Genomic DNA, 24,057 nt, shown 5'->3' on the forward strand with positions numbered 1-24,057 from the left:
AAAAGGGTGTTACAGTTAGGGGAGAAATGTGCACAGCTAGGGGCTTTTTCTAGCTTGCTCATTTACGCCTTTGCACGTAAAACTGTTTAACACCCTGCTTAAGCGGCAGGGTGTTTTTTATTACATCTTTAGGAGTGGATAAAGAATGAAACATTTGTTGACATTGAGCGAACTATCGCTAGAAGAAATAACTTTTTTACTTGACGAAGCGGAAGCATTTGCAAAGGGGAAGCAATGGCAGCCTGATAAACAAGTGTTTGTCGCCAATCTGTTTTTTGAACCAAGTACACGGACGAAATGCAGTTTTGAAGTTGCTGAACGAAGATTAGGCCTTGAAGTTATTCCGTTTGATGTAGAAATGTCGAGTGTTCAAAAAGGGGAAACACTCTATGATACGATTCGAACACTTGAAGCAATCGGCGTAAGAACAGTTGTAATCCGTCACTCGATTGATCAGTATTTTGAATCATTGCGCGATTGTATCAAAATTCCAATCATTAATGCAGGAGATGGGTGCGGTCATCATCCGACCCAATCGCTTTTAGATTTAATGACAATCCGCCAGGAATTTACGGCATTTAAAGGATTAACGGTTGCTATTGTCGGCGACATTCGTCATAGCCGCGTGGCCCGCTCTAATGCAGAAGTATTAACGAGATTAGGGGCGAATGTATTGTTTTCAAGTCCTGATGAATGGAAAGATGATACAAACCAATTTGGTACATATGTAGATTTAGATACTGCAGTGAAAGAAGCGGATGTTGTGATGCTCTTGCGCATTCAACATGAACGACACGGAGAAAAAATGGGGCTAACGAAGGAACAATATCATGAAAAGTATGGCTTGACCGTAGAGCGTGAGAAACGGATGAAGAGGCATAGTATTATTTTACATCCGGCACCAGTCAATCGCGATGTGGAGATTGCCGGCAGTCTTGTTGAATGTGAACGATCCAGAATCTTTAAACAAATGGAAAATGGGGTGTATGTAAGAATGGCTGTTTTAAAACGGGCGATTGAATCAGTCGAGGGAGGGATGATAAATGGCTATTATTTTAAAAAATGGCAAATGGCTTAATGAGAACGGTGAAATGGAAGAGGTAGAAGTAAAAATTGAACATGATAAAATCTCTGAGATTGCTCAAAGCATTATCGGGGATGAGTCTGACGAAATCATCGATGTTGAAGGAAATCTTATTGCTCCCGGTTTTATCGACTTGCATGTTCATTTGCGTGAACCTGGCGGTGAACATAAAGAAACGATTGCAACCGGAACTTTTGCGGCAGCCAAAGGAGGATTTACAACCGTTGCTGCGATGCCAAATACGCGTCCTGTACCAGATACGAAAGAGCAAATGGAATGGTTACAAGGACGCATTCGAGAGACAGCGCATGTCAATGTGTTAGCATATGGAGCAATTACCATTCGTCAGCTTGGAAAGGAACTAACGGATTTTGCCGCTCTAAAAGAAGCAGGTGCATTCGCGTTTACGGATGATGGTGTCGGCGTGCAGTCAGCGGGGATGATGTACGAAGCAATGAAGCGGGCAGCAAAATTAAATATGTCGATTGTTGCTCATTGTGAAGATAACACACTGATCAATAAAGGTTCCGTTCACGATGGAATTTTTGCAAAAAAATATGGAATAAATGGAATCCCTTCTGTTTGTGAATCGGTTCATATTGCCCGTGATGTGCTGTTAGCGGAAGCAACAGGGTGTCATTACCATGTATGTCACATAAGCACAAAGGAGTCCGTTCGCATTGTGCGTGATGCAAAACGCGCTGGAATCCGCGTTACTGCGGAGGTGACACCACATCACTTACTACTTTGTGATGAAGATATTCCAGGACTAGATGCCAACTATAAAATGAACCCACCGCTAAGGGGAAGAGAAGACCGCGACGCATTAATCGAAGGGTTGTTGGATGGAACAATTGACTTTATTGCTACGGACCATGCGCCGCATACGGAAGAGGAAAAGGCAGAAGGGATGCAGCTTGCACCATTTGGAATCGTTGGTTTGGAAACGGCGTTTCCGCTTTTATATACATACTTTGTTGAAACGAAAAAATTTTCTTTAAAGCAATTAATCGATTTTCTAACGATAAAGCCGGCAGAAACTTTTGGTTTACGGGCTGGTAGATTAGCGGTAGGAGAAAAGGCCGATTTAACCGTGATTAATTTACAGCAAGAACAAGCGATTGATCCTGCAACGTTTGTCTCAAAAGGAAAGAACACTCCATTTGCCGGGTGGAAATGCAAAGGATGGCCGGTCATGACGTTTGTTGGCGGTAAACTTGTTTGGAAGAAAGGGAGAGAAGCAGAATGAAACGACAACTCATTTTAGAAGACGGAACATTTTTTATCGGTGAAGCGTTTGGCAGTACGGAAAAAATGGTTGGCGAAGTTGTGTTTAACACAGGAATGACAGGGTATCAAGAAATACTGTCTGACCCTTCCTATTGCGGACAAATTGTCACAATGACATATCCGCTTATCGGCAACTACGGGATTAACCGCGATGACTTTGAATCGATTGAACCATATATTCATGGACTGATTGTGAAGGAAGTTTGTAAAATTCCGTCCAACTGGCGCAACGAAATGACGTTAGATGAATATTTAAAAACAAAAAATATTCCAGGTTTAGCAGGGATTGATACAAGAAAATTAACGAAAATCATTCGCCAGCATGGCACCTTAAAAGGAGCGATTTGCGATTTAGATGTGAGCATTCATGAAGTGGTTGAATCGTTAAGGTCTACGAACTTACTGAATGACCAAGTAAAGCGTGTGTCAACGAAAAGGGCGTATCCAAGTCCAGGCCGCGGACATCGCGTTGTATTAATTGACTTTGGTATGAAGCATGGTATTTTGCGTGAATTAAATAAACGAAATTGCGATGTGATGGTGTTGCCATATAACGCTACAGCTGAAGAGGTGTTGCGTTTAAAGCCGGATGGAATCATGCTCTCTAACGGACCTGGTGACCCAAAAGATGTACCGGAAGCGGTTGAAATGATTCGAGGAGTATTAGGGAAAGTTCCATTGTTTGGAATTTGTCTCGGGCATCAATTATTTGCTCTTGCTTGCGGGGCAGATACGGAAAAAATGAAATTCGGTCATCGCGGCTCCAATCACCCAGTTAAGCATTTAACGACAGGGAAAGTGGCGATTACATCGCAAAATCATGGTTATACCGTTAACGAACAATCGCTAAAACGGACAAGATTACAGGTTACACATGTCGCTCTAAACGATGGAACGGTTGAAGGGCTTCGCCATTTAGACTATCCGGCATTTACGGTGCAATATCATCCGGAAGCATCACCAGGGCCGGAAGATGCGAACCATTTGTTTGACGAGTTTATCGGTATGATTGAGCAGTTCAAAAAGGAAGGGGAAATGGTTTATGCCTAAACGTAAAGACATCGAAACCATTCTAGTAATTGGCTCAGGTCCGATCGTCATCGGTCAAGCTGCAGAATTTGACTATGCAGGAACACAAGCATGTCTTGCATTAAAAGAGGAAGGATATAAAGTTATTTTAGTCAACTCGAACCCAGCGACAATTATGACGGATACAGAGATTGCTGATAAAGTTTACATTGAGCCTTTGACGCTTGAATTTGTTGCACGCATTATCCGTAAAGAACGTCCTGATGCGATTTTACCAACACTTGGAGGACAAACGGGACTAAACTTAGCAGTAGAACTTGCAAATGCAGGTGTTCTTGAAGAATGTGGTGTTGAGATACTTGGGACAAAACTTGAAGCGATTAAAAAAGCAGAAGACCGTGAGTTGTTCCGCAGTTTAATGAAAGAGTTAGGTGAGCCTGTCCCAGAAAGCGAAATTATTCATAGTTTAGAAGAAGCATATGAGTTTGTTAAAACAGTTGGTTATCCAGTGATTGTCCGTCCAGCGTTTACACTTGGTGGAACCGGGGGAGGGATTTGTACAAATGAAGAAGAGCTGATTGAAATTGTTTCGAACGGTTTAAAAATGAGCCCTGTTCATCAATGTTTATTGGAAAAAAGCATCGCAGGCTATAAAGAAATCGAGTATGAAGTAATGCGGGATGCAAATGACAACGCAATTGTCGTGTGCAACATGGAAAATATTGACCCGGTTGGGATTCATACGGGAGATTCAATTGTTGTTGCCCCAAGCCAAACATTAAGCGACCGCGAATATCAATTGTTGCGCAATGCGTCATTACGAATTATCCGCGCGCTTGGTATTGAAGGTGGATGCAATGTGCAGCTTGCGCTTGACCCGCACAGCTTCCATTACTATGTCATTGAAGTAAATCCGCGCGTAAGCCGTTCTTCCGCATTAGCTTCGAAAGCAACGGGATATCCGATTGCAAAGCTTGCTGCGAAAATTGCTGTCGGTTTAACATTAGACGAAATTATTAATCCGGTAACGGGAAAAACATACGCCTGCTTTGAACCGGCGCTTGACTATGTTGTGACAAAAATTCCGCGCTTCCCGTTTGATAAGTTTGAATCAGCCAACCGCCGCCTCGGTACGCAAATGAAAGCAACAGGAGAAGTGATGGCTATTGGACGCACGTTTGAAGAGTCCATTTTAAAAGCAGTTCGTTCCTTAGAAGCCAATGTGTATCATTTAGAGTTAAAAGATGCAGACAAAATTTCGGATGAACGAATCGAAAAACGAATTCGTAAAGCAGGAGATGAACGGTTATTTTACATTGCTGAAGCGCTTCGCCGCGGGATTTCTATAGAACAAATTCATGAATGGAGTCAAATTGACCGCTTTTTCTTGACGAAGCTAGAAAACATTATCCGCTATGAATCTGTCATTAAAGAAAATATCGGGAACTTAGAAGTGCTACGAAAAGCGAAGATGCTCGGTTTTTCAGACAGTACGATTGCTAAACTTTGGAATAAGAACGAACGCGAAATTTATGAAATAAGAAAACAAGAGGGGATTACCCCGGTTTATAAAATGGTGGATACGTGCGCGGCTGAGTTTGAATCAGAGACACCATATTACTATGGCACATATGAAGACGAAAATGAATCGATTGTTACAAAGCGAAAAAGTGTTGTCGTTCTCGGCTCGGGCCCAATCAGAATCGGACAAGGGATTGAATTTGACTATGCGACTGTTCACTCCGTGTGGGCAATTAAAGAAGCAGGTTATGAGGCGATTATTATTAATAACAACCCAGAAACCGTATCTACAGACTTTAGTATCTCCGACAAATTATACTTTGAACCGTTGACGATTGAAGATGTGATGCATGTGATTGACTTAGAAAAACCTGTTGGTGTTATTGTTCAATTTGGCGGACAGACAGCGATTAACTTAGCGGCTGAATTAGAAGCCCGTGGTGTCCGCATTTTAGGAACCTCTCTTGAAAACTTGGATCGAGCTGAAAACCGTGACAAATTTGAGCAGACATTATCAGAGTTAGGCATTCCACAACCGAAAGGAAAAACAGCGTTCTCTGTGAATGAAGCGGTGCGAATTGCCCAGGAAATTGGTTATCCTGTCTTAGTTCGTCCATCATATGTATTGGGCGGCAGAGCGATGGAAATTGTGTATAAAGAAGAGGAACTGCTTTATTACATGGAAAATGCTGTAAAAGTAAATCCGCAGCACCCTGTGTTAATCGACCGTTATTTAATCGGTAAAGAAATTGAAGTAGATGCGATTTCTGATGGGGAAACCGTATTTATTCCAGGAATTATGGAACACATTGAGCGGGCGGGTGTCCATTCCGGTGACTCGATTGCTGTATATCCGCCGCAAACATTAACACCAAGCATTAAGCGAAAAATTGTTGATTATACGATTAAATTAGCCAAAGGTTTACACATTGTAGGTCTGTTGAACATCCAATTCGTTATGTATAAAGATGAGGTTTATGTATTAGAGGTAAACCCGCGTTCAAGTCGTACAGTACCATTCTTAAGTAAAATTACGGGTGTACCAATGGCGAATATTGCAACAAAAGTCATTTTAGGTACAAAGCTTGCTGAACTTGGGTTTAAAACAGGGCTTCATCATGAAAGCGAAGGAGTGTATGTGAAAGTCCCGGTGTTCTCATTTGCAAAACTGCGGAACGTCGACATTTCACTAGGACCGGAAATGAAATCAACTGGCGAAGTAATGGGCAAGGACGTGACATTTGAAAAAGCATTATATAAAGGTCTTGTCGCATCAGGCATTCATATTCGTTCTTACGGCTCTGTCCTATTAACGATTGCCGATAAGGATAAAGAAGAAGCGATTGATTTAGCAAGACGCTTCTACCATATCGGCTATCAGCTGTTGGCAACAAGCGGAACAGCAGAAGCATTAAAGGCGGAACATATTCCAGTAACCGTAGTCAACAAAATTAACGCTGACTCTCCAAACATTTTAGATGTGATTCGTCAAGGAAAAGCTCAGGTTGTCATTAACACATTAACGAAAGGAAAGCAGCCGGAAAGTGATGGTTTCCGCATCCGTCGCGAATCAGTTGAAAATGGCATTCCATGCTTGACATCGCTTGATACAGCAAAAGCAATGCTTCAAGTGATTGAATCAATGACATTCTCAACGACGGTTATGCCGAAATTTGCAAAATTTCAGGAAGTGATTCATTCATGATTCGAAAAGAACAAATGAGCATTGTCGCTCACGAACGTATCGCCAACAATATTTACCGCATCGTTTTAACAGGTGGCCTTGTTAGTGAAATGAACACTCCAGGTCAATTTGTTCATATAAAAATCGAGGCGCAAGCTGAACCTCTCTTGCGCCGCCCGATTAGCATTTGCGAGATTAATCAGGAAAGAAAACAATTTACGATGATTTATCGAAAAGAGGGGATTGGCACAAGCATTCTTGCAGAGAAAATGCCCGGTGAGATGTTAGATATTCTCGGACCGCTTGGAAACGGATTTCCGCTTGAAGCAGTAGAAAAAGGGCAAACGGCTTTACTTGTCGGCGGTGGTATTGGTGTTCCTCCTCTTTATGAGTTGTCCAAACAATTAGTGAAAAAAGGTGTCTATGTGGTTCATGTACTCGGTTTTCAACATAAAGATGTGGTGTTTTTAGAAAACGAGTTTGCTAAGTTAGGAGAAACATACGTAGCAACGGTTGATGGTTCGTATGGCATAAAAGGGTTTGTTACCGATGTTATTGCGGCGCACAGCCTTTCGTTTGATGTCCTCTATTCATGCGGTCCAAAACCAATGTTAAGGGCGCTCGAACAAGTTTTTCCTAATAAAAATGTCTATCTCTCTCTTGAAGAAAGAATGGGGTGCGGAATCGGTGCCTGTTTTGCCTGCGTTTGCCGCGTGCCAAACAGCGATACAGCCTATCGAAAAGTATGCAGTGACGGACCTGTGTTCAAAGCGGGGGAGGTTATTTTATGAATCGTCTAGCAGTGGAATTGCCAGGCCTGTCTTTAAAAAATCCGATTATGCCCGCTTCCGGATGTTTCGGATTTGGCAGAGAATATGCTCGTCTATATGATTTAAGTCAGTTGGGAGCCATTATGATTAAAGCGACAACGCTCGAACCCCGTTTTGGAAATCTAACGCCGAGAGTCGCAGAAACGCCAAGTGGTATGCTGAATGCGATTGGTTTGCAAAATCCGGGGGTGGAAAAAGTATTAAGCGAAGAACTGCCGTGGCTTGAGCAATTTGACGTTCCGATTATCGCCAACGTTGCCGGTACGACAATGGAAGACTATGTACAGGTCGCAAAAGAAATTTCGAAAGCGCCGAATGTTCATGCGCTTGAGTTAAATATTTCTTGCCCGAATGTCAAAAAGGGCGGAATCGCGTTTGGAACCATTCCAGAGGTCGCTGCTGAATTAACGAAACTTGTGAAAGAAGTATCGGAAGTTCCTGTCTATGTGAAGCTTTCGCCAAACATAACAAACATTGTGGAAATGGCAAAGGCGATTGAAGAGGCTGGCGCGGATGGTTTGACGATGATTAATACGCTTATAGGGATGCGCATTGATATAAAAAACGCTGCACCAATCCTTGCTAATCGCACCGGCGGATTATCCGGCCCGGCCATCAAACCAATTGCCATTCGCATGATTTATGAAGTAAGCCAAGCCGTTTCTATTCCGATTATCGGGATGGGCGGTATCCAGTCAGCCGAGGATGTGATTGAATTTTTCTATGCGGGAGCAAGCGCTGTAGCGGTTGGGACAGCCAACTTTGTCGACCCGTTTGTTTGCCCGAACATTATTGAGGAATTGCCAACACTGCTTGACAAGCTTGGAGTGAATCATATTTCCGAATGCACAGGAAGGAGCTGGAGAAAGGGTGAACCATCCGTTTATTGTGGCGCTTGATTTTTCATCAATGGAAGAGGTCAAAACGTTTTTACAGCCATTTCAGAATGAAACGCTGTTCGTAAAAGTCGGAATGGAATTATATTATCAGGAAGGACCGGCCATGATTGCTTATTTAAAAGAGCAGGGACATCAAATTTTTTTAGATTTAAAACTTCATGATATTCCGAATACGGTTAAGCAGGCGATGAAAGGACTTTCACGTTTAGGTGTTGATCTCGTCAATGTTCATGCAGCCGGCGGAACGAAGATGATGGAAGCGGCTCTTGAAGGGCTTGAGGCAGGGAGAGAAACAGGAAAAAAGCGCCCTCGATGTATTGCGGTAACGCAACTGACAAGCACAAGCGAACAAATGCTGCATGACCAACTTCTTATCGAACGCTCGATGGAAGAGACGGTGCTTCATTATGCGTCTTTAGCAAAAGAGAGTGGACTCGATGGAGTCGTCTGCTCAGCAAAAGAAGTACCGTTTATTCGTGAACATTTTGGTGAAGCATTTCTTACGGTGACGCCGGGAATTCGCTTTGCTACAGATGAGAAAAACGACCAAATTCGCGTTGTTACTCCGTTTCGGGCGAAACAGCTTGGCGCAAGCGCAATCGTTGTCGGCCGCAGCATCACAAAGGCAGCCAATCCGTATGAGGCTTACCAACAACTAAAACGAGAATGGAATGGGAGAGAAGAAAAATGAAAAAAGAAATCGCTACCTATTTACTACAAATCGGTGCAGTATCTTTACAGCTGAATGAACCGTTTACGTGGTCATCGGGAATCAAGTCACCGATTTATTGTGATAATCGATTAACGTTAGCTTATCCAAACGTGAGAAGTGCGATTGCTGATGGGCTAACGAATCTTGTTCGCACCCATTTTCCAGACGTTCAAGTGCTCGCTGGAACAGCAACAGCAGGCATTCCACATGCGGCATGGGTGAGCGAACTCTTAGCCTTACCGATGTGTTATGTGCGCAGCCAAGCAAAAGGACACGGAAAAGGGAAACAAATTGAAGGGAAAGTCGAAAAAGGACAAAAGGTCGTTGTCGTTGAAGATTTAATTTCTACAGGAGAAAGCTCCCTAACCGCCGTTCATGCATTGCAGGAAGAGGGCTGTCAAGTGCTTGGAGTCGTGGCGATTTTTACATATGGCTTGGAAAAAGGAAAACAGGCCTTTGCTGAAAACAATGTGACGGTCCATACGCTCACCGATTATGACACACTCATTGAAACAGCGGTGGAGATGGGTGTCATTACAGAGGAAGACATCGCTACATTACAACAATGGCGGGAACATCCGGAAGAGTGGAATAGAGAGGGGCACAACAACTAAGTTGAATGGACTTCAGAAAGTATGAACGGTCATTCTATCTTCTTAAGAGAGCGTTTGTATGGAGAAAAGCGCTCTCTTTCTTTTTTTCAAAAAATACAAGTATTCATGATTAGAGAAGTTCGAGTATAGGGGAAGAGAAATTTAAATTCCTTTCGAACAAAAAGCGAGAGACAAAACAAAATTTGCGGTGTGTAGATAAAAGAACAAGGTTGTTTTATTGAGAATCAACAGGAACAAAAGGGGGTTATTCAACATTAAAATCATTACATTTTTGACATATCCTCAATTCCCTTTAAATAGGTTTTATTGACGTGATTGAATTATGTATTTCAGATGAAGGAGGTTGCCTGATTGAAAAAGGTTTTTTCGTTATTGTTTGTGTGGTTTCTTGTGATGACGGCGGTAGCCACTCCTGCTGACGCTGGTAAGTTTACAAATCCTGGTTCTGGTGGGGCGCCAGGCACCTGGTACATTGGCTCAACGCCCGACAATTTAAATCCTAGTGCGCCCGTGATTTTGTTCGTTCAAGGGTTAAATAGTTCAGCAAGCACATGGTATGACAATAACGATATGTACGAGACCGCTTATAACAACGGATACCAAACAGCCTTTTTGGAGTTATACGACTCAAGCGGAACTTCGGAGGACATGTGGGACAATGGAAGTTTGTTAGCCGCGAAAATCCAGGAAATTTACAACTATTTCGGTAAGAAACTAGTGCTTGTTACTCATAGTAAAGGAGGCATTGATGCGCAAACGGCTTTGGTCCATTACAATGCGTATCCTTATGTCTCTAATGTAATTACGTTAGGAAGTCCACACTATGGTTCTCAATTAGCAGACCTGGCATACAGCAGCTGGGCGAGTTGGCTCACTGATATCCTTGGGTCGAAAAGCGATGGTACGTATTCTTTACAGACGTCTTATATGAACTATTTTCGCTCGATTACTGATCATCACGCAAATGTGAATAAAAATAACTACTATACGTTAGCGGGAACAAAATGGGGTTCGTTCGGTTCTTCGTTATATTGGGGCGGGCTTTATTTATCTCAGTACGGAACGAATGATGGTGCTGTCACGGTGGCGAATGCGTACTTGCCAAACGGGCAGATGTTACGGATAGGGGATTGGAATCACTCGACTATCAAATATGGATCATCTACATTCTCGATTTTTAAACCTTTTTTGACAACCAATGGGGCTGCAAGCTCTTCGATTCAAACGGCTTCCTTAGTTTCTGAAAAAGGATTTGAATCGGACGAAGCCGGATCTCACGTGATAAGAGGAGGAATTTTCCAACAGACGGCTGTTGAAAACCTTACTGTTGAAAGTAACGTGCGTACGTTAACAATTAACTGGATGAGCGATCAACCAGTTGACACGTTAACGATGATAAGCCCTGACCATCAAACGGTGAACGTACCCGTTGACGTGTATCAAGAGGAAGGCGTTTTTCAAGGGGCGTGGAATCACGTGGCAGTAATCAATCAACCAATGTCAGGGGAATGGAAGATTGAAGCGAAAAATGATGATACAAGTGCCTATCTATTCGTTGCTACGTTCGACTCAGAATTAACAAAAAACATAAAACTAAAACCAAAAAACAATAAAGACAAATGGGTCATAGAAATGGATGGCACCAAAATTAAAACGAAAAAAACGAAGGTGGAATACAGCCTTGATTTTGTAGCTAAGGAAAACAATCCAGGGAAAAAGAAAGGAAAGAAACTAAAAGAAAAAGTTTCATTGTCAGAACATGAAGAAATCATGATTCCAAAGCAAAACGAAGCAGGTGTCTATCATTTAACAATCGACATCAAGGGTGAAACATTGGATGGTAAGCCGTTTGAGCGAACTTTTGTTCAAACTATTTATAAGGACGAGAAAGGTAACATGTATTAAAGTATATACGTATGTTCCTCAGGGAGCTGACTCAAAAGCAAAGTGTCAGACCCCTCTACACCCCTCTACGCAATAATAAAGAAAGATGGAAATTGTTAGATAAGATGTACGATCGCGGCTGATATTAAAAGAAAAACGTGAAGACTTAGAAGAGGATGATGACGAAAAAAACCGTCTGCCTATTGTCAGACGGTTTTCTTCATTTGGATGACTAAATCTTCATTTGGTGTGACATAGACGGTTTGTTGATTTTCGTAGATCACATACCCAGGCTTTGCACCGCTCGGTTTTTTGACGTAGCGGATTTGCGTGTAATCGACGGGAACAGAGCTTGAGTGTTTCGCTTTACTAAAGTACGCCGCAAGATTAGCAGCTTCTAAAATCGTTTGTTTAGACGGATTTTTGCTGCGTATGACAACGTGCGAGCCAGGAATGTCTTTTGTATGTAGCCAAATCTCATCTTTATGTGCCAATTTATTCGTTAAATAGTCGTTTTGTTTATTGTTTTTACCGACAAGAATTTCTGTTCCGTCGCTTGAAACATAGCGTTCAAGTTCGATTTTCCCTTGCTTTTGTTTTTTCGCCTGTTTTGATTGTCGTGCGCGCAAATATCCTTCCTCAATTAACTCTTCACGAATTTCTTCCACATCTTTCGGGGACGCCGACTCCATTTGCTGGAGGAGACGTTCAAAATAGTCAACTTCTTGTCTTGTTCGCTCAATTTGTTCTTGAACGATATGCACGGAATTTTTTGCTTTTTGGTATTTTTGAAAATAGCTTTGCGCATTTTCTGATGGCGATTTTTGCGGATCAAGCGGGATGGTAACCGTACTGCCATTTTCATCATAATAGTTAATGACTTCAACTTGCTTATCCCCGCGTTTGACGGCATATAAATTTGCTGTTAATAATTCACCATAGAGTCGATATTGTTCGGCTTTTTCCGCGTCTTTTAATGTTTGCTCAAGCTTTTTCAGTTTTTTTTCATTTTTCGTTTTCTCATTGACGATAAACCGCTCTAAATCATTTGCCTGCTGCTTGACGCGGTCGCGTTCGGCCTTTCCAAAATAAAACCGATCCAGCATTTCGCTGAGAGTAGAAAATGTTTTCGTTTCCCCTTGAAGGTGCGTAAGCGGCAGGACATAAAATGTTTCTTTTGTATCATGATAGTAAATTTGCGGCATGATGCGCCCTTGTTTCACATCTTCTACCATAGCCATAAAGCTTTTAGATAATGTGGCTCGATTGGCAATTCCCGCGCGAAACACTGCTTCTTTGGCAAAGAGCGGTGAAATACCGGAAAAATGTTGTACTAACTGTTCTGCCAATTTACCGGAGTTAAAATCTAATTTTTTTAATATCGTCTCTTCATTCACTAGTAATGGATTTATTTTCCCGTGTGAAGGCGGAGCGATATATTCATAACCGGGCAAAACCGTACGATGACGGTTCACCGACGGCGGAAGATGTTTAATGCTGTCAATAATCGTATTTGTTTTTTTATCGACTAAAATAATGTTGCTATGGCGTCCCATAATCTCAATGATTAATTGTTTTACTGACAAATCACCGATTTCATTGCGCCCTTTTGCTTCAATAATAATGATGCGGTCTAAGTCAACCTGTCTTACCGTTTCAATAATACTGCCTTCTAAATGTTTTCTTAGAAGCATGCAAAACATTGGCGGTTCGACAGGATTGTCATACGCTTCGTTCGTTAAATGAACGCGGGCATAAGTTGGATGGGCCGATAGAAGCAATTTATAATTTTGGCCACGTGAGCGAATTTGTAAAACAAGTTCATGTTTAAACGGTTGATGAATTTTTGTAATGCGTCCGCTTTCAATGGTCTCCTTTAGTTCTTGTGTCATTATATATGTAAAAATTCCGTCAAATGACATAAATAATACACCTTTCTATAAGTTACTCTAATGAATTATATCATTTTTTTCGAAAGGCGTTAAATAATGTATAATAAGCGAAGGAAACAACAAACAATGATTTTGTTTTTGTTAAGAAAACAATTGTAAAATATGATATAATTTCGTGTGTAATAGGGATTGCTCTATTACTTTCTTTTTGTACTGTTAGATGATGGATGTGATTGAAATGGTTTATAGTATGACGGGTTTTGGTAGAGGGAAAAAAGCAAATGACCGTTTGACGATAACGGTTGAGATGAAATCAGTGAACCATCGTTTTTGCGAAGTGACTGTCCGCATGCCTAGACAGTTGTTAATGTTCGAAGATAAAGTGAAAAAAATTATTTTGCAATATGTCAAACGTGGAAGAGTAGAAGTTTTTGTAAATGTTGAAGGGGAAGGATTAACGAAGAAGAAATTGCAAGTCGATTGGCAGCTGTTAAGTGATTATTATCAAAGTTTGCAAGAGGCAAATGAGCGCTTTTCATTGCAAGATCGCGTCACATTATCCCAGCTGTTCAGCTTGGAAGGAGTGACCGAAATTGTCGAAGAAGAAGCAGGAAATGAGGAAATTGAGCAACTTCTTATTGATGCAACGCATGAAGCTGCATTACAATTAAAAGGTATGCGTGAGGCGGAAGGGCGCGCGCTCATTAACGATATAAGGGAGCAATTATCATTCATAACTGCATGTGCGTCCCAAATACAAATGTTTGCTCCAGAAGTTAGTGAACAATATCGTGAGCGGATGGTAAAGCGGGTTGGAGAATTTTTACAAGGGGCGATTGATGAAGTACGTATTTTAACAGAGGTTGCCATTTTTGCTGAAAAAGCAGATATTAATGAAGAATTGAAACGTATCCATAGTCACGTTGAGCAGTTTACGGCAGCGATATGTAGTGATGCGCCGATTGGCCGTAAACTGGACTTCCTTGTTCAAGAGCTGAATCGGGAAATCAACACGATTGGCTCGAAAGCAAATGATAGCCGAATTGCTTTGCAAGTAGTTGAAATGAAAAGCGCTCTTGAAAAAATTAAGGAGCAAGTGCAAAATATAGAGTAACTGTTTACAAATAAAATGTTATGGAAACAATGATTTTTATATGAGTAGGAGGAGCTTTCATGGGGATTAAATTGGTGAATATTGGCTATGGAAATATGGTATCTGCCGCCCGCATTATTTCGATTGTCAGTCCTGATTCGGCTCCCATTAAACGACTTATTCAAGAGGCAAGAGAAAATGGCAAACTTGTTGATGCAACCCATGGAAGAAGAACTCGTGCCGTTATTATAATGGATAGTGATCATATCGTTTTATCGTCTGTGCAACCGGAAACTGTTGCACATCGTTTCTTTGACCGAGATGATTTATCAGAGGAAGGGTAGGTTTACATATTTCTATGTGCGAAAGAGGATTATTAATCGTATTATCTGGTCCATCGGGAGTAGGGAAAGGTACTGTACGCAAAGCGCTGTTTTCACAGCCAGATATTAACCTTCACTATTCTATCTCCGTAACAACGAGAAAACCGCGTGAAGGTGAAGTAGACGGTGTCGACTATTTCTTTAAAACGAGAGAAGAATTTGAACAAATGATTCGTGAGAATAAACTGCTCGAGTGGGCAGAGTATGTGGGAAACTATTATGGTACGCCGATTGACTATGTAGAAAAGACGCTTCAAGAAGGAAAAGATGTTTTCCTTGAAATTGAAGTGCAGGGAGCATTGCAAGTACGCAAGGTGTTTCCGGAAGGCTTATTTATTTTCTTGGCTCCACCTAGTTTGAGCGAACTAAAAAATCGCATTATTACAAGAGGAACAGAGTCTGAGGAGTTAATTAATAATCGCATGAAAGCAGCGAGAGAAGAGCTAGAAATGATGGATGCATATGATTATGTTGTTGAAAATGATAAAGTAGAGCTTGCCTGCGAACGCATTAAAGCGATTGTCATGGCAGAACATTGCAAGCGTGAACGCGTCGCCAATCGCTATAAAAAAATGTTGGAGGTTGAGTAAGTATGTTATATCCTTCCATTGACTCATTAATGGAAAAGTTTAATTCAAAATACACGCTTGTGACGGTTGCGGCGAAACGAGCGCGTCAATTGCAAGTAAAAGATGATTGCACAGTCGAAAAGCCTGTATCCAAAAAATTTGTTGGCAAAGCTTTAGAGGAAATTGATGCCGGCTACATCGAAATAGTAAAAGAGGACTAAGGCAATCCAACGAAAATAACAACCTAATTTTTAGGTTGTTATTTTTTTACAATAGCTATACAGAGGGAGCGGTGTTGGTATGTTAAAAGACAAAAATATTTTGTTATGTGTAACAGGCGGAATTGCTGCTTATAAAGCGGCAATGTTAACGAGTAAGCTAACGCAGGCAGGGGCAAATGTTCGCGTCATCATGAGCGAATCAGCTTGTCAATTCATTACCCCACTAACATTTCAAGCGCTGTCACGTAATGAAGTATATATTGATACGTTTGATGAAAAAAATCCGGCTGTGATTGCACATATTGACTTAGCCGATTGGGCTGATTTAGTTCTCGTCGCTCCTGCCACGGCGAATACAATCGGCAAGCTGGCCAACGGAATTGCTGACAATATGATTACGACGACGCTACTCGCGACAAAAGCGCCTGTTTGGATTGCTCCAGCGATGAATGTCAATATGTATGACCATCCGGCTGTCAAAGCGAACATCGAAAGACTTGTTAGCTTTGGCTATCAATTTATTGAACCGTCAGAAGGGTATTTAGCGTGCGGCTATGTTGGAAAAGGAAGATTAGAAGAACCAGAAAAAATCGTTTCCCTTCTTGAAAATCATTTTTCGTTATTAGAGGTGAAGCCATTTTTAAAAGGAAAGAAAGTACTTGTAACCGCAGGACCAACGCGTGAGAAGCTAGATCCTGTTCGCTTCTTTACAAATCGTTCTACAGGAAAAATGGGATATGCCATTGCGGAAGCAGCAGTAAAATTTGGTGCCGATGTAACGCTAATTTCTGGACCGACGAATTTGCCTTCTCCTGAACATGTAAAAACGATTCGGGTTGAATCAGCACAAGAAATGTATGAACAAGTGATGGAATATTACCAAGACAGCGACATTGTGATTAAATCTGCTGCTGTTGCTGATTATCGCCCGAAATATGTATTTGCGGAAAAAATGAAAAAACAGCCGGGAGATTACGTCATTGAAATGGAGCGAACAATCGATATTTTAAAAACGCTTGGCGAGCAAAAAACGACGCAAATTTTAGTCGGCTTTGCCGCAGAAACAGAGCGGGTAGAAGAGTATGCAAAACGCAAATTAGAAAGCAAAAACTTGGATATGATTGTAGCAAATAATGTATCTGAAGAAGGTGCAGGTTTTGCAGGAGATACAAATATTGTAACGATTTTCAAACGCGACGGTTCCTCCATATCACTCCCGCTTTTATCAAAAAAGAAAGTCGCTGAAGAACTATTAAAAGAAATTCATCAGTATATCGAGGCGATTCGATGAAAGTTGCAGCGGTCATTGTCGATGTGCCGGCACGGCAAACCGATCGACCTTTTGACTACTTAATACCGAAAAAGTGGGAGAATGTTCTTCAAGTCGGTATGCGTGTAACTGTTCCGTTTGGCCCAAGACTGTTACAAGGATTTGTTATTGAGATAAAAACTCATTCAGAGTTCAAGACGCTGAAACCAATCCAAGAGATTGTCGATGTAACACCTGTTTTAAATGAAGAATTACTGCAGCTAGGGAAATGGCTAACAGAAACAACCTTATGTTTTATGATTTCCGCTTTTCAGGCGATGTTGCCGGCAGCGATGAAAGCGAAATACGAAAAAGAAATTCATCTTGTCAGCGAGGAGCATCGCGCTTATTTGCATGCAGATATTCAGCCGTTTTTTGCTCATCGCTCCGTTATTCAATGGAAAGAAATTGAAAATACGGATATGCTGTCGCTTTTGCAAAAAGAGATTCAAAAAGGTCATTTAGAAGTTGTCTATCGTGTGAAAGAAAAAGGAACAAAGAAAACAATGAGATATGTGGCTCTTGCTTTGTCCGCCGAAGAAGCAAAAGAAATGATGAATAAGCTCCCGACACAAGCGGCAAAGCAAAAAGAAATCATTGCGTGCCTACTTTCTTGCCCTGAAGGAATGTTGCTAAAAGATTTGCTGGAATTGACAGGGGCTTCTTCATCATCGGTAAAAGCGCTTCTGAACAAAGGGGTGATCATGGAGAAAGAGATAGAAATTTATCGTGATCCTTACGAACATCGTGAATTTGTCAAAACGAAGCCGCTTCCTTTGACAGAGGAACAGCAACGGGCGATCGAACCGATATTAGAAAGCGTGCACACCAACAAACATGAAGTATTTTTAATGTATGGTGTGACAGGCAGCGGTAAAACCGAAGTATATATGCAGGCGATTGACGAAGTATTGAAGCAAGGAAAAGAAGCCATTGTGCTAGTGCCTGAAATTTCACTCACTCCACAAATGGTTGAACGATTTAAAGGGCGATTTGGTTCACAAGTAGCCGTTCTTCATAGTGGTTTATCTATCGGTGAAAAGTATGATGAATGGCGAAAAATCCATCGGAAAGAAGTGAAACTCGTCGTTGGCGCGCGCTCAGCTATTTTTGCACCATTCGAAAATATCGGCATGATTATTATTGATGAAGAGCATGAAGCGAGTTATAAACAAGAAGAAAATCCGCGCTATCATGCCCGCGACGTGGCCATTTACCGCGCTCGTTTTCATCAATGTCCAGTCGTGCTTGGAAGCGCCACCCCATCGCTTGAATCATTTGCCCGGGCACAAAAAGGGGTTTATCGCTTGCTTACATTAAAAAAACGGATGAATGAAAAAGGATTGCCATCCGTCGAGGTTGTCGACATGCGCGAAGAACTGAGAAGCGGCAATCGTTCCATGTTTTCACGCACCTTGTTTGACAAATTGCAAGACCGCTTAGCGCGTGGCGAGCAATCCGTCTTATTTTTAAACCGCCGCGGCTATTCAACGTTTGTCATGTGCCGTGATTGCGGATATGTCATCAATTGTCCGCATTGTGATATTTCACTAACATATCATCGCGTACAGCAACGCTTGAAATGTCATTATTGCGGTTATGAAGAACCAATCGCTTATCGTTGTCCAACTTGTCAAAGCGAACATATTCGTTTTTTTGGAACGGGAACGCAAAAAGTCGAAGAAGAGTTGGCAAAATTGTTGCCACAAGCAAGAGTCATTCGCATGGATGTCGATACGACCAGCCGAAAAGGAGCACATGAACGGCTGTTACATGAGTTTGGCGCAGGAAATGCTGACATATTGTTAGGAACCCAAATGATTGCAAAAGGCTTAGATTTTCCAAAAGTGACGCTTGTTGGCGTTTTAGCGGCGGATACGATGCTTCGTCTTCCCGACTTTCGTGCTTCAGAAAAGACGTTTCAATTGCTGACGCAAGTAAGCGGACGAGCCGGGCGTCATGAGCTGCCTGGAGAAGTCGTTATTCAAACATATACTCCGGAGCATTATAGCGTAGAACTGGCAGCAAAGCATGATTATGAAATGTTTTATCAAAGGGAGATGCAGATTCGCAAGCTGCACGGTTATCCGCCATTTTACTATTTGACTCTTATTACAGTGTCCCATCCAGAATTAACAAAAGCGGTGGCGACAACCGAAAAAATCGCAGCACATTTACGAAACCACTTATCTTCTGAAACAATGATTCTCGGTCCTGTTGCTTCGCCAATTGCCAGATTGAACGATAGATATCGCTATCAATGCATGATAAAATACAAACGGGAACCAAAGTTTACCCAGACTTTAAAAGCAATTGTGGATCATTATCAGCAGGAAATGGCTCAAGGTCAGCTGCAAATTACCATTGATTTAAATCCATATATGATGATGTAAATTGGAGGAAATAACATTGGCGATATTAGAAATTGTAAAATACCCAGCAGAAGTATTAGAAACGGTTTGTGAAAAAGTAACACAATTCGATCGCAATCTTGTTAGATTGTTAAATGATATGTATGATACAATGCTTGCAGCAGACGGTGTTGGGCTGGCAGCTCCACAAGTCGGAATTGCCAAGCAAATTGCCGTTGTTGATATTGGTGACAAACACGGAAGGATTGAGTTGATAAATCCAGTCATTGTTGAATCGCGAGGAGAACAAGTCGGTCCTGAGGGGTGCCTAAGTTTTCCAGGCCTTTTCGGTGAAGTAAAGCGTGCAGATTATGTGAAAGTACGCGCGCAAAATCGTCGCGGGCATGTGTTCACATTGGAAGCAACAGGCTTTCTAGCGCGCGCCTTACAGCATGAAATCGATCATTTAAACGGGATTTTATTTACATCAAAAGTGATTCGCTATTATGAAAAAGGAGAGTTAGAAGGGTAGGTTGTTTTCAATATGGTAAGAGTTGTATTTATGGGAACTCCTGATTTTTCAGTTCCTGTGTTGCAGCAATTAATTAAAGATGGATATAACGTAGTGGGCGTTGTAACACAGCCGGACAAACCAAAAGGGCGCAAAAAAGAATTAACACCTCCGCCTGTGAAAGTGGAGGCACAAAAGCATGGAATTCCGGTATTGCAGCCGACAAAGATTCGCGAGAAGGAGCAATATGAGCAGGTAATAGCACTTCAGCCAGATTTAATCGTTACGGCAGCATTTGGACAAATTTTGCCAAAAGAGCTGCTCGAAGCACCAAAATATGGCTGTATTAACGTCCATGCTTCGCTGCTTCCTGAGCTTCGCGGCGGCGCGCCGATTCACTATGCGATCTTACAAGGAAAAGAAAAAACGGGAATTACCATCATGTATATGGTTGAAAAACTGGATGCAGGCGATATTTTAACGCAAGTAGAAGTACCGATTACAGAAACTGACACAGTCGGTACGCTCCATGATAAACTAAGCAAAGCTGGGGCAAAACTGTTATCAGAAACCATTCCGCTTTTGCTCGAAGGAAAAATTACGCCAGTGAAACAAAATGATGAAGAGGCAACATTTGCCTACAATATTAAACGAGAGCAAGAAAAGATTGACTGGACAAAATCAGGGGAGGAAATTTACAACCATATTCGTGGCTTGAATCCGTGGCCTGTTGCTTATACAACAATGGGCGGACAAGTATGGAAAATTTGGTGGGGTGAAAAAGTTGCTGCCTGTAAAACGGCGGAGCCAGGCACAATTATCGAGCTTGCTGAAGATGGAATTGTTGTAGCAACAGGAAACGAAACAGCCATCAAAATTACGGAACTTCAACCAGCTGGCAAAAAGCGAATGAGTGGAGCGGAATTTTTACGCGGCGCTGGCGCCAGCTTAACAACTGGTACAAAGTTAGGAGTCGACAATGAAGAATAAAAATGTAAGAGAAGTAGCACTGGAAACATTGTTAGCGATTGAAAAAAATCAAGCGTATAGCAATCTGCTTCTTAATAAAATGATTGAAAAGCATCAGCTATCGTCTAAAGATGTTGGATTGTTGACAGAAATCGTTTATGGGACCATCCAACGCCGTGACACGCTTGACTATTTCTTGAGTCCTTTTTTAAAGAAATCAAGCAAGCTTGAAGTTTGGGTGAAGGTATTGCTTCGTCTATCTTTATATCAAATGCTTTACCTTGACCGCGTTCCAGACCGCGCTGCTATATACGAAGCAGTTGAGATTGCGAAAAAGCGGGGACATAAAGGAATCGCTTCAATGGTAAACGGAGTGCTCCGCGCCGTTCAGCGCGAAGGGGTGCCTTCACTTGAAAAGATTGCTGACCCGGTTGAACGTTTAGCAGTCGAAACAAGTCATCCAATATGGCTTGTAAAGCGATGGGTCAAACAGTTTGGAATGGACGAAGCACGGAAAATGTGTGAAACGAATTTGTTACCGCCTGAACAGACCGCTCGCGTAAATATCGCGAGAATCACGGTTGAAGAAGCTATTGAGCGCTTACGTCAAGAAGAAGTCGAAGTTACAAATGGAGATGTAGCACCTGAAGCAATCAAAGCGGTAAAGGGTAACCTCGCTCATACGCTTGCCTACAAGGAAGGTTATTTGACGATTCAAGATGAAAGTTCTATGCTTGTAGCCAAAGCGCTTGGGGCCAAAGAAAATGAATATGTATTGGATAGTTGTGCTGCACCAGGCGGAAAGTCAACACATATTGCGGAATTAATGCATAATACAGGACAAGTTGTCTCATTAGATATTCATGACCACAAAGTAAAACTGATTCAAGAACAAGCAGAGCGGTTGCACTTAACGAACATTCAAACAAAAGTGTTGGACAGCCGGAAAGTCAGCGAATACTTCGAAAAAGAATCCTTTGATAAAATCTTAGTGGATGCTCCATGCACAGGTTTTGGTGTGCTACGTCGCAAACCGGATATCAAATATGCGAAAACAGAAAATGATATTCGCCAGTTAGCTAAGATTCAGCGTGAGATTTTAGCAGCGGTTGCTCCGCTCTTAAAAAAAGGCGGTATACTAGTCTATAGCACTTGTACAATCGATCAAGAGGAAAATAGTGATGTTATCGAAGACTTCTTAAGGCATCATCCACAGTTTAATTTAGATGAGACATTGAAAGAGAGACTGCCAGAAAAAGTGCGGCCATACGTAAGTGAAGGGAAATTACAAATATTACCTCATTATTTTGGTTCAGACGGATTTTTTATTGCATCATTACGAAAGAAGGTGTAAGTTCATTGGAAAAAACGGAAAGCACAATAAGAAAAGCAGCTGAAACAGCAGTTCGCAAACCATCTATTTATTCATTCAAATTAGAAGACTTGAAAGCATGGATAGAAGAACAAGGGGAAAAACCATTTCGCGCCACGCAAATTTTTGAGTGGCTTTATCAAAAACGAGTCACTACGTTTGACGAAATGACCAACCTTCCAAAAGATTTACGTGAGAAGTTAAAAGAAAATTTCGTCATTACTACGTTAAAGACACTTGTCCAACAAACATCAAAAGACGGTACAATGAAATTTTTATTTGAACTTCATGACGGATACTCCATCGAAACGGTATTAATGAGACATGATTACGGCAATTCGATTTGTGTTACGACACAAGTGGGCTGCCGAATTGGATGTACGTTTTGCGCTTCAACGCTCGGGGGATTAAAGCGAAATCTCGAAGCAGGAGAAATTGTTGCCCAAGTTGTGAAGGTGCAAAAAGCGCTTGATGAGCAAGGAGAGCGCGTCAGCAGCATCGTCGTGATGGGAATCGGTGAGCCATTTGACAACTATGATGAGTTGATAAAGTTTTTGAAAATTGTTAATCACAATAAAGGATTAAATATCGGTGCCCGCCATATTACTGTCTCGACAAGCGGAATTATTCCGAAAATTTACAAGTTTGCTGATGAAAATATGCAAATTAATTTTGCGATTTCTTTACATGCTCCAAATACGGAATTACGCACAAAGCTAATGCCGATTAATAAAGCGTATAAACTGCCTGATTTAATGGAGGCAATACGCTATTATATTGAGAAAACGGGACGTCGCGTTACGTTTGAATACGGTTTATTTGGCGGAGTAAATGATCAAATCGAACACGCGGAAGAGCTAGCTAAACTTATTAAAGGATTAAAGTGTCATGTCAATCTCATTCCTGTTAACTATGTACCGGAGCGAAATTATGTGCGAACACCGCGCGATCAAATTTTTGCATTTGAACGTACTTTAAAGAAACATGGCATTAATGTTACGATTCGCCGCGAGCAAGGACATGATATTGATGCAGCATGCGGGCAGCTTCGCGCGAAGGAGCGAAAAGAAGAGACGAGGTGAAACAATGAAAGTCGCTTTTCAAACCGACATTGGGAAAATAAGACCTCACAACGAAGATTGCGGCGGAATTTTTGTTAATAAAGACGGTGCCTATTTAGCGGTTGTTGCTGATGGAATGGGAGGGCATCGCGCCGGGGATGTAGCGAGCGAAATGGCGATTACGTATCTAAAAAAGATGTGGGAAGAGACAACAAACATCTCTTCCCCGCAAATCGCTGAACAATGGTTAAAGGAACATGTCGCGGAAATAAATGAAACACTATTTCAACATGCGCTCAATCATGATGAATGTCAAGGAATGGGTACAACAATCGTCAGTGCCATTTGTACAAAGAAATTTGTAACGGTTGGACATATTGGCGACAGCCGCTGTTATGTGCTCAATGCTTATGGATTTCAGCAAGTAACAGAAGATCATTCACTTGTCAATGAATTAGTAAAAACTGGACAAATTTCCAAAGAAGACGCTGAGTACCATCCGCGCAAAAATGTGTTATTGCGTGCACTCGGAACAGAAAGGCAAGTGAAAATGGATATTAAATCTCTTGTCTTAGAGGAAAACGATATCTTGCTTTTATGTTCCGATGGTTTATCGAATAAAGTGTCTGAGCAAGCGATGGTAGATATATTAACTTCTGAGCAATCTATTGAAAATAAAGCGCAGACGTTAATTGATTTAGCCAATGAACGCGGTGGAGAAGACAATATCACGCTGGCAATCATTGAATTTTCATCGGAACGTGAAAGTGGGTGATGGC

The 24,057-nt window shown here is 41.6% G+C and carries 21 protein-coding genes; 20 read left to right on the forward strand and 1 reads right to left on the reverse strand.

Annotated features, from left to right (window positions below):
• Positions 1 to 145: 145 nt before the first annotated feature.
• The 9 genes from HNQ85_RS04860 to HNQ85_RS04900 all read left to right on the forward strand — a co-directional run bounded on the left by HNQ85_RS04860 (position 146) and on the right by HNQ85_RS04900 (position 11,568).
• Complete coding sequence (locus HNQ85_RS04860) at positions 146 to 1,078, forward strand: aspartate carbamoyltransferase catalytic subunit (RefSeq protein WP_181536639.1); 933 nt, start codon at positions 146 to 148, stop codon at positions 1,076 to 1,078.
• On the forward strand, positions 1,044 to 2,333 hold the full coding sequence (locus tag HNQ85_RS04865; RefSeq protein WP_181536640.1) for a dihydroorotase: 1,290 nt from the start codon (positions 1,044 to 1,046) through the stop codon (positions 2,331 to 2,333). The genes HNQ85_RS04860 and HNQ85_RS04865 overlap by 35 nt, the downstream gene beginning before the upstream one ends.
• Entirely contained in the window at positions 2,330 to 3,424 is a 1,095-nt protein-coding gene (locus tag HNQ85_RS04870; RefSeq protein WP_181536641.1) for a carbamoyl phosphate synthase small subunit, read from the forward strand. Before HNQ85_RS04865 ends, HNQ85_RS04870 begins: the two co-directional genes overlap by 4 nt.
• On the forward strand, positions 3,417 to 6,629 hold the full coding sequence (gene carB / locus HNQ85_RS04875) for a carbamoyl-phosphate synthase large subunit (protein WP_181536642.1): 3,213 nt from the start codon (positions 3,417 to 3,419) through the stop codon (positions 6,627 to 6,629). The genes HNQ85_RS04870 and carB overlap by 8 nt, the downstream gene beginning before the upstream one ends.
• Complete coding sequence (locus tag HNQ85_RS04880) at positions 6,626 to 7,399, forward strand: dihydroorotate dehydrogenase electron transfer subunit (RefSeq protein ID WP_181536643.1); 774 nt, start codon at positions 6,626 to 6,628, stop codon at positions 7,397 to 7,399. Before carB ends, HNQ85_RS04880 begins: the two co-directional genes overlap by 4 nt.
• Positions 7,396 to 8,337 (forward strand): dihydroorotate dehydrogenase, encoded by a 942-nt coding sequence (locus tag HNQ85_RS04885; RefSeq protein WP_181536644.1) that lies wholly within the window; start codon positions 7,396 to 7,398, stop codon positions 8,335 to 8,337. The genes HNQ85_RS04880 and HNQ85_RS04885 overlap by 4 nt, the downstream gene beginning before the upstream one ends.
• Positions 8,309 to 9,028 carry an orotidine-5'-phosphate decarboxylase gene (pyrF, locus tag HNQ85_RS04890; protein WP_181536645.1) on the forward strand — a complete coding sequence of 240 codons (720 nt, stop codon included), beginning with the start codon at positions 8,309 to 8,311 and terminating at the stop codon, positions 9,026 to 9,028. The genes HNQ85_RS04885 and pyrF overlap by 29 nt, the downstream gene beginning before the upstream one ends.
• Positions 9,025 to 9,663, forward strand: a complete 639-nt coding sequence (gene pyrE / locus HNQ85_RS04895; protein ID WP_181536646.1) for an orotate phosphoribosyltransferase — start codon at positions 9,025 to 9,027, stop codon at positions 9,661 to 9,663. The genes pyrF and pyrE overlap by 4 nt, the downstream gene beginning before the upstream one ends.
• Positions 9,664 to 10,014: 351 nt before the next feature.
• Complete coding sequence (locus tag HNQ85_RS04900; RefSeq protein WP_181536647.1) at positions 10,015 to 11,568, forward strand: esterase/lipase family protein; 1,554 nt, start codon at positions 10,015 to 10,017, stop codon at positions 11,566 to 11,568.
• 185 nt (positions 11,569 to 11,753) lie between these two features.
• Here the strand turns inward: HNQ85_RS04900 and HNQ85_RS04905 are convergent, their stop codons facing one another.
• A complete protein-coding gene (locus HNQ85_RS04905; RefSeq protein ID WP_181536648.1) occupies positions 11,754 to 13,469 on the reverse strand; it encodes an Rqc2 family fibronectin-binding protein in 1,716 nt (571 codons plus the stop codon).
• Positions 13,470 to 13,677: 208 nt separating this feature from the next.
• On the opposite strand from HNQ85_RS04905, the gene HNQ85_RS04910 reads away from it, so the two are divergent.
• The 11 genes from HNQ85_RS04910 (at position 13,678) to HNQ85_RS04960 (ending at position 24,053) form a co-directional block, all read left to right on the forward strand.
• Positions 13,678 to 14,553 (forward strand): YicC/YloC family endoribonuclease, encoded by an 876-nt coding sequence (locus tag HNQ85_RS04910; protein ID WP_181536649.1) that lies wholly within the window; start codon positions 13,678 to 13,680, stop codon positions 14,551 to 14,553.
• A gap of 59 nt (positions 14,554 to 14,612) precedes the next feature.
• Positions 14,613 to 14,876 (forward strand): extracellular matrix/biofilm regulator RemA, encoded by a 264-nt coding sequence (gene remA, locus HNQ85_RS04915; protein WP_181536650.1) that lies wholly within the window; start codon positions 14,613 to 14,615, stop codon positions 14,874 to 14,876.
• Positions 14,877 to 14,890: 14 nt separating this feature from the next.
• The gene (gene gmk, locus HNQ85_RS04920; RefSeq protein WP_181536651.1) at positions 14,891 to 15,505 is read left to right on the forward strand and encodes a guanylate kinase; all 615 of its coding nucleotides are present in this window, start codon (positions 14,891 to 14,893) and stop codon (positions 15,503 to 15,505) included.
• Between the two features lie 2 nt (positions 15,506 to 15,507).
• A complete protein-coding gene (gene rpoZ / locus HNQ85_RS04925; protein WP_181536652.1) occupies positions 15,508 to 15,705 on the forward strand; it encodes a DNA-directed RNA polymerase subunit omega in 198 nt (65 codons plus the stop codon).
• 79 nt (positions 15,706 to 15,784) lie between these two features.
• Positions 15,785 to 16,996 (forward strand): bifunctional phosphopantothenoylcysteine decarboxylase/phosphopantothenate--cysteine ligase CoaBC, encoded by a 1,212-nt coding sequence (gene coaBC / locus HNQ85_RS04930; RefSeq protein WP_181536653.1) that lies wholly within the window; start codon positions 15,785 to 15,787, stop codon positions 16,994 to 16,996.
• On the forward strand, positions 16,993 to 19,407 hold the full coding sequence (gene priA / locus HNQ85_RS04935; protein ID WP_181536654.1) for a primosomal protein N': 2,415 nt from the start codon (positions 16,993 to 16,995) through the stop codon (positions 19,405 to 19,407). The genes coaBC and priA overlap by 4 nt, the downstream gene beginning before the upstream one ends.
• A 16-nt stretch (positions 19,408 to 19,423) precedes the next feature.
• Positions 19,424 to 19,897 carry a peptide deformylase gene (def, locus tag HNQ85_RS04940; protein ID WP_181536655.1) on the forward strand — a complete coding sequence of 158 codons (474 nt, stop codon included), beginning with the start codon at positions 19,424 to 19,426 and terminating at the stop codon, positions 19,895 to 19,897.
• A 12-nt stretch (positions 19,898 to 19,909) separates the two neighbouring features.
• On the forward strand, positions 19,910 to 20,866 hold the full coding sequence (gene fmt, locus HNQ85_RS04945) for a methionyl-tRNA formyltransferase (RefSeq protein WP_181536656.1): 957 nt from the start codon (positions 19,910 to 19,912) through the stop codon (positions 20,864 to 20,866).
• Positions 20,856 to 22,199 carry a 16S rRNA (cytosine(967)-C(5))-methyltransferase RsmB gene (rsmB, locus tag HNQ85_RS04950; protein WP_181536657.1) on the forward strand — a complete coding sequence of 448 codons (1,344 nt, stop codon included), beginning with the start codon at positions 20,856 to 20,858 and terminating at the stop codon, positions 22,197 to 22,199. The genes fmt and rsmB overlap by 11 nt, the downstream gene beginning before the upstream one ends.
• A gap of 5 nt (positions 22,200 to 22,204) precedes the next feature.
• Positions 22,205 to 23,299 carry a 23S rRNA (adenine(2503)-C(2))-methyltransferase RlmN gene (rlmN, locus tag HNQ85_RS04955; RefSeq protein ID WP_181536658.1) on the forward strand — a complete coding sequence of 365 codons (1,095 nt, stop codon included), beginning with the start codon at positions 22,205 to 22,207 and terminating at the stop codon, positions 23,297 to 23,299.
• Positions 23,300 to 23,303: 4 nt separating this feature from the next.
• Entirely contained in the window at positions 23,304 to 24,053 is a 750-nt protein-coding gene (locus tag HNQ85_RS04960; RefSeq protein WP_181536659.1) for a Stp1/IreP family PP2C-type Ser/Thr phosphatase, read from the forward strand.
• Positions 24,054 to 24,057 lie beyond the last annotated feature (4 nt).

This window comes from [Anoxybacillus] calidus (assembly GCF_013760845.1).
Lineage (GTDB): Bacteria > Bacillota > Bacilli > Bacillales > Anoxybacillaceae > Paranoxybacillus > Paranoxybacillus calidus.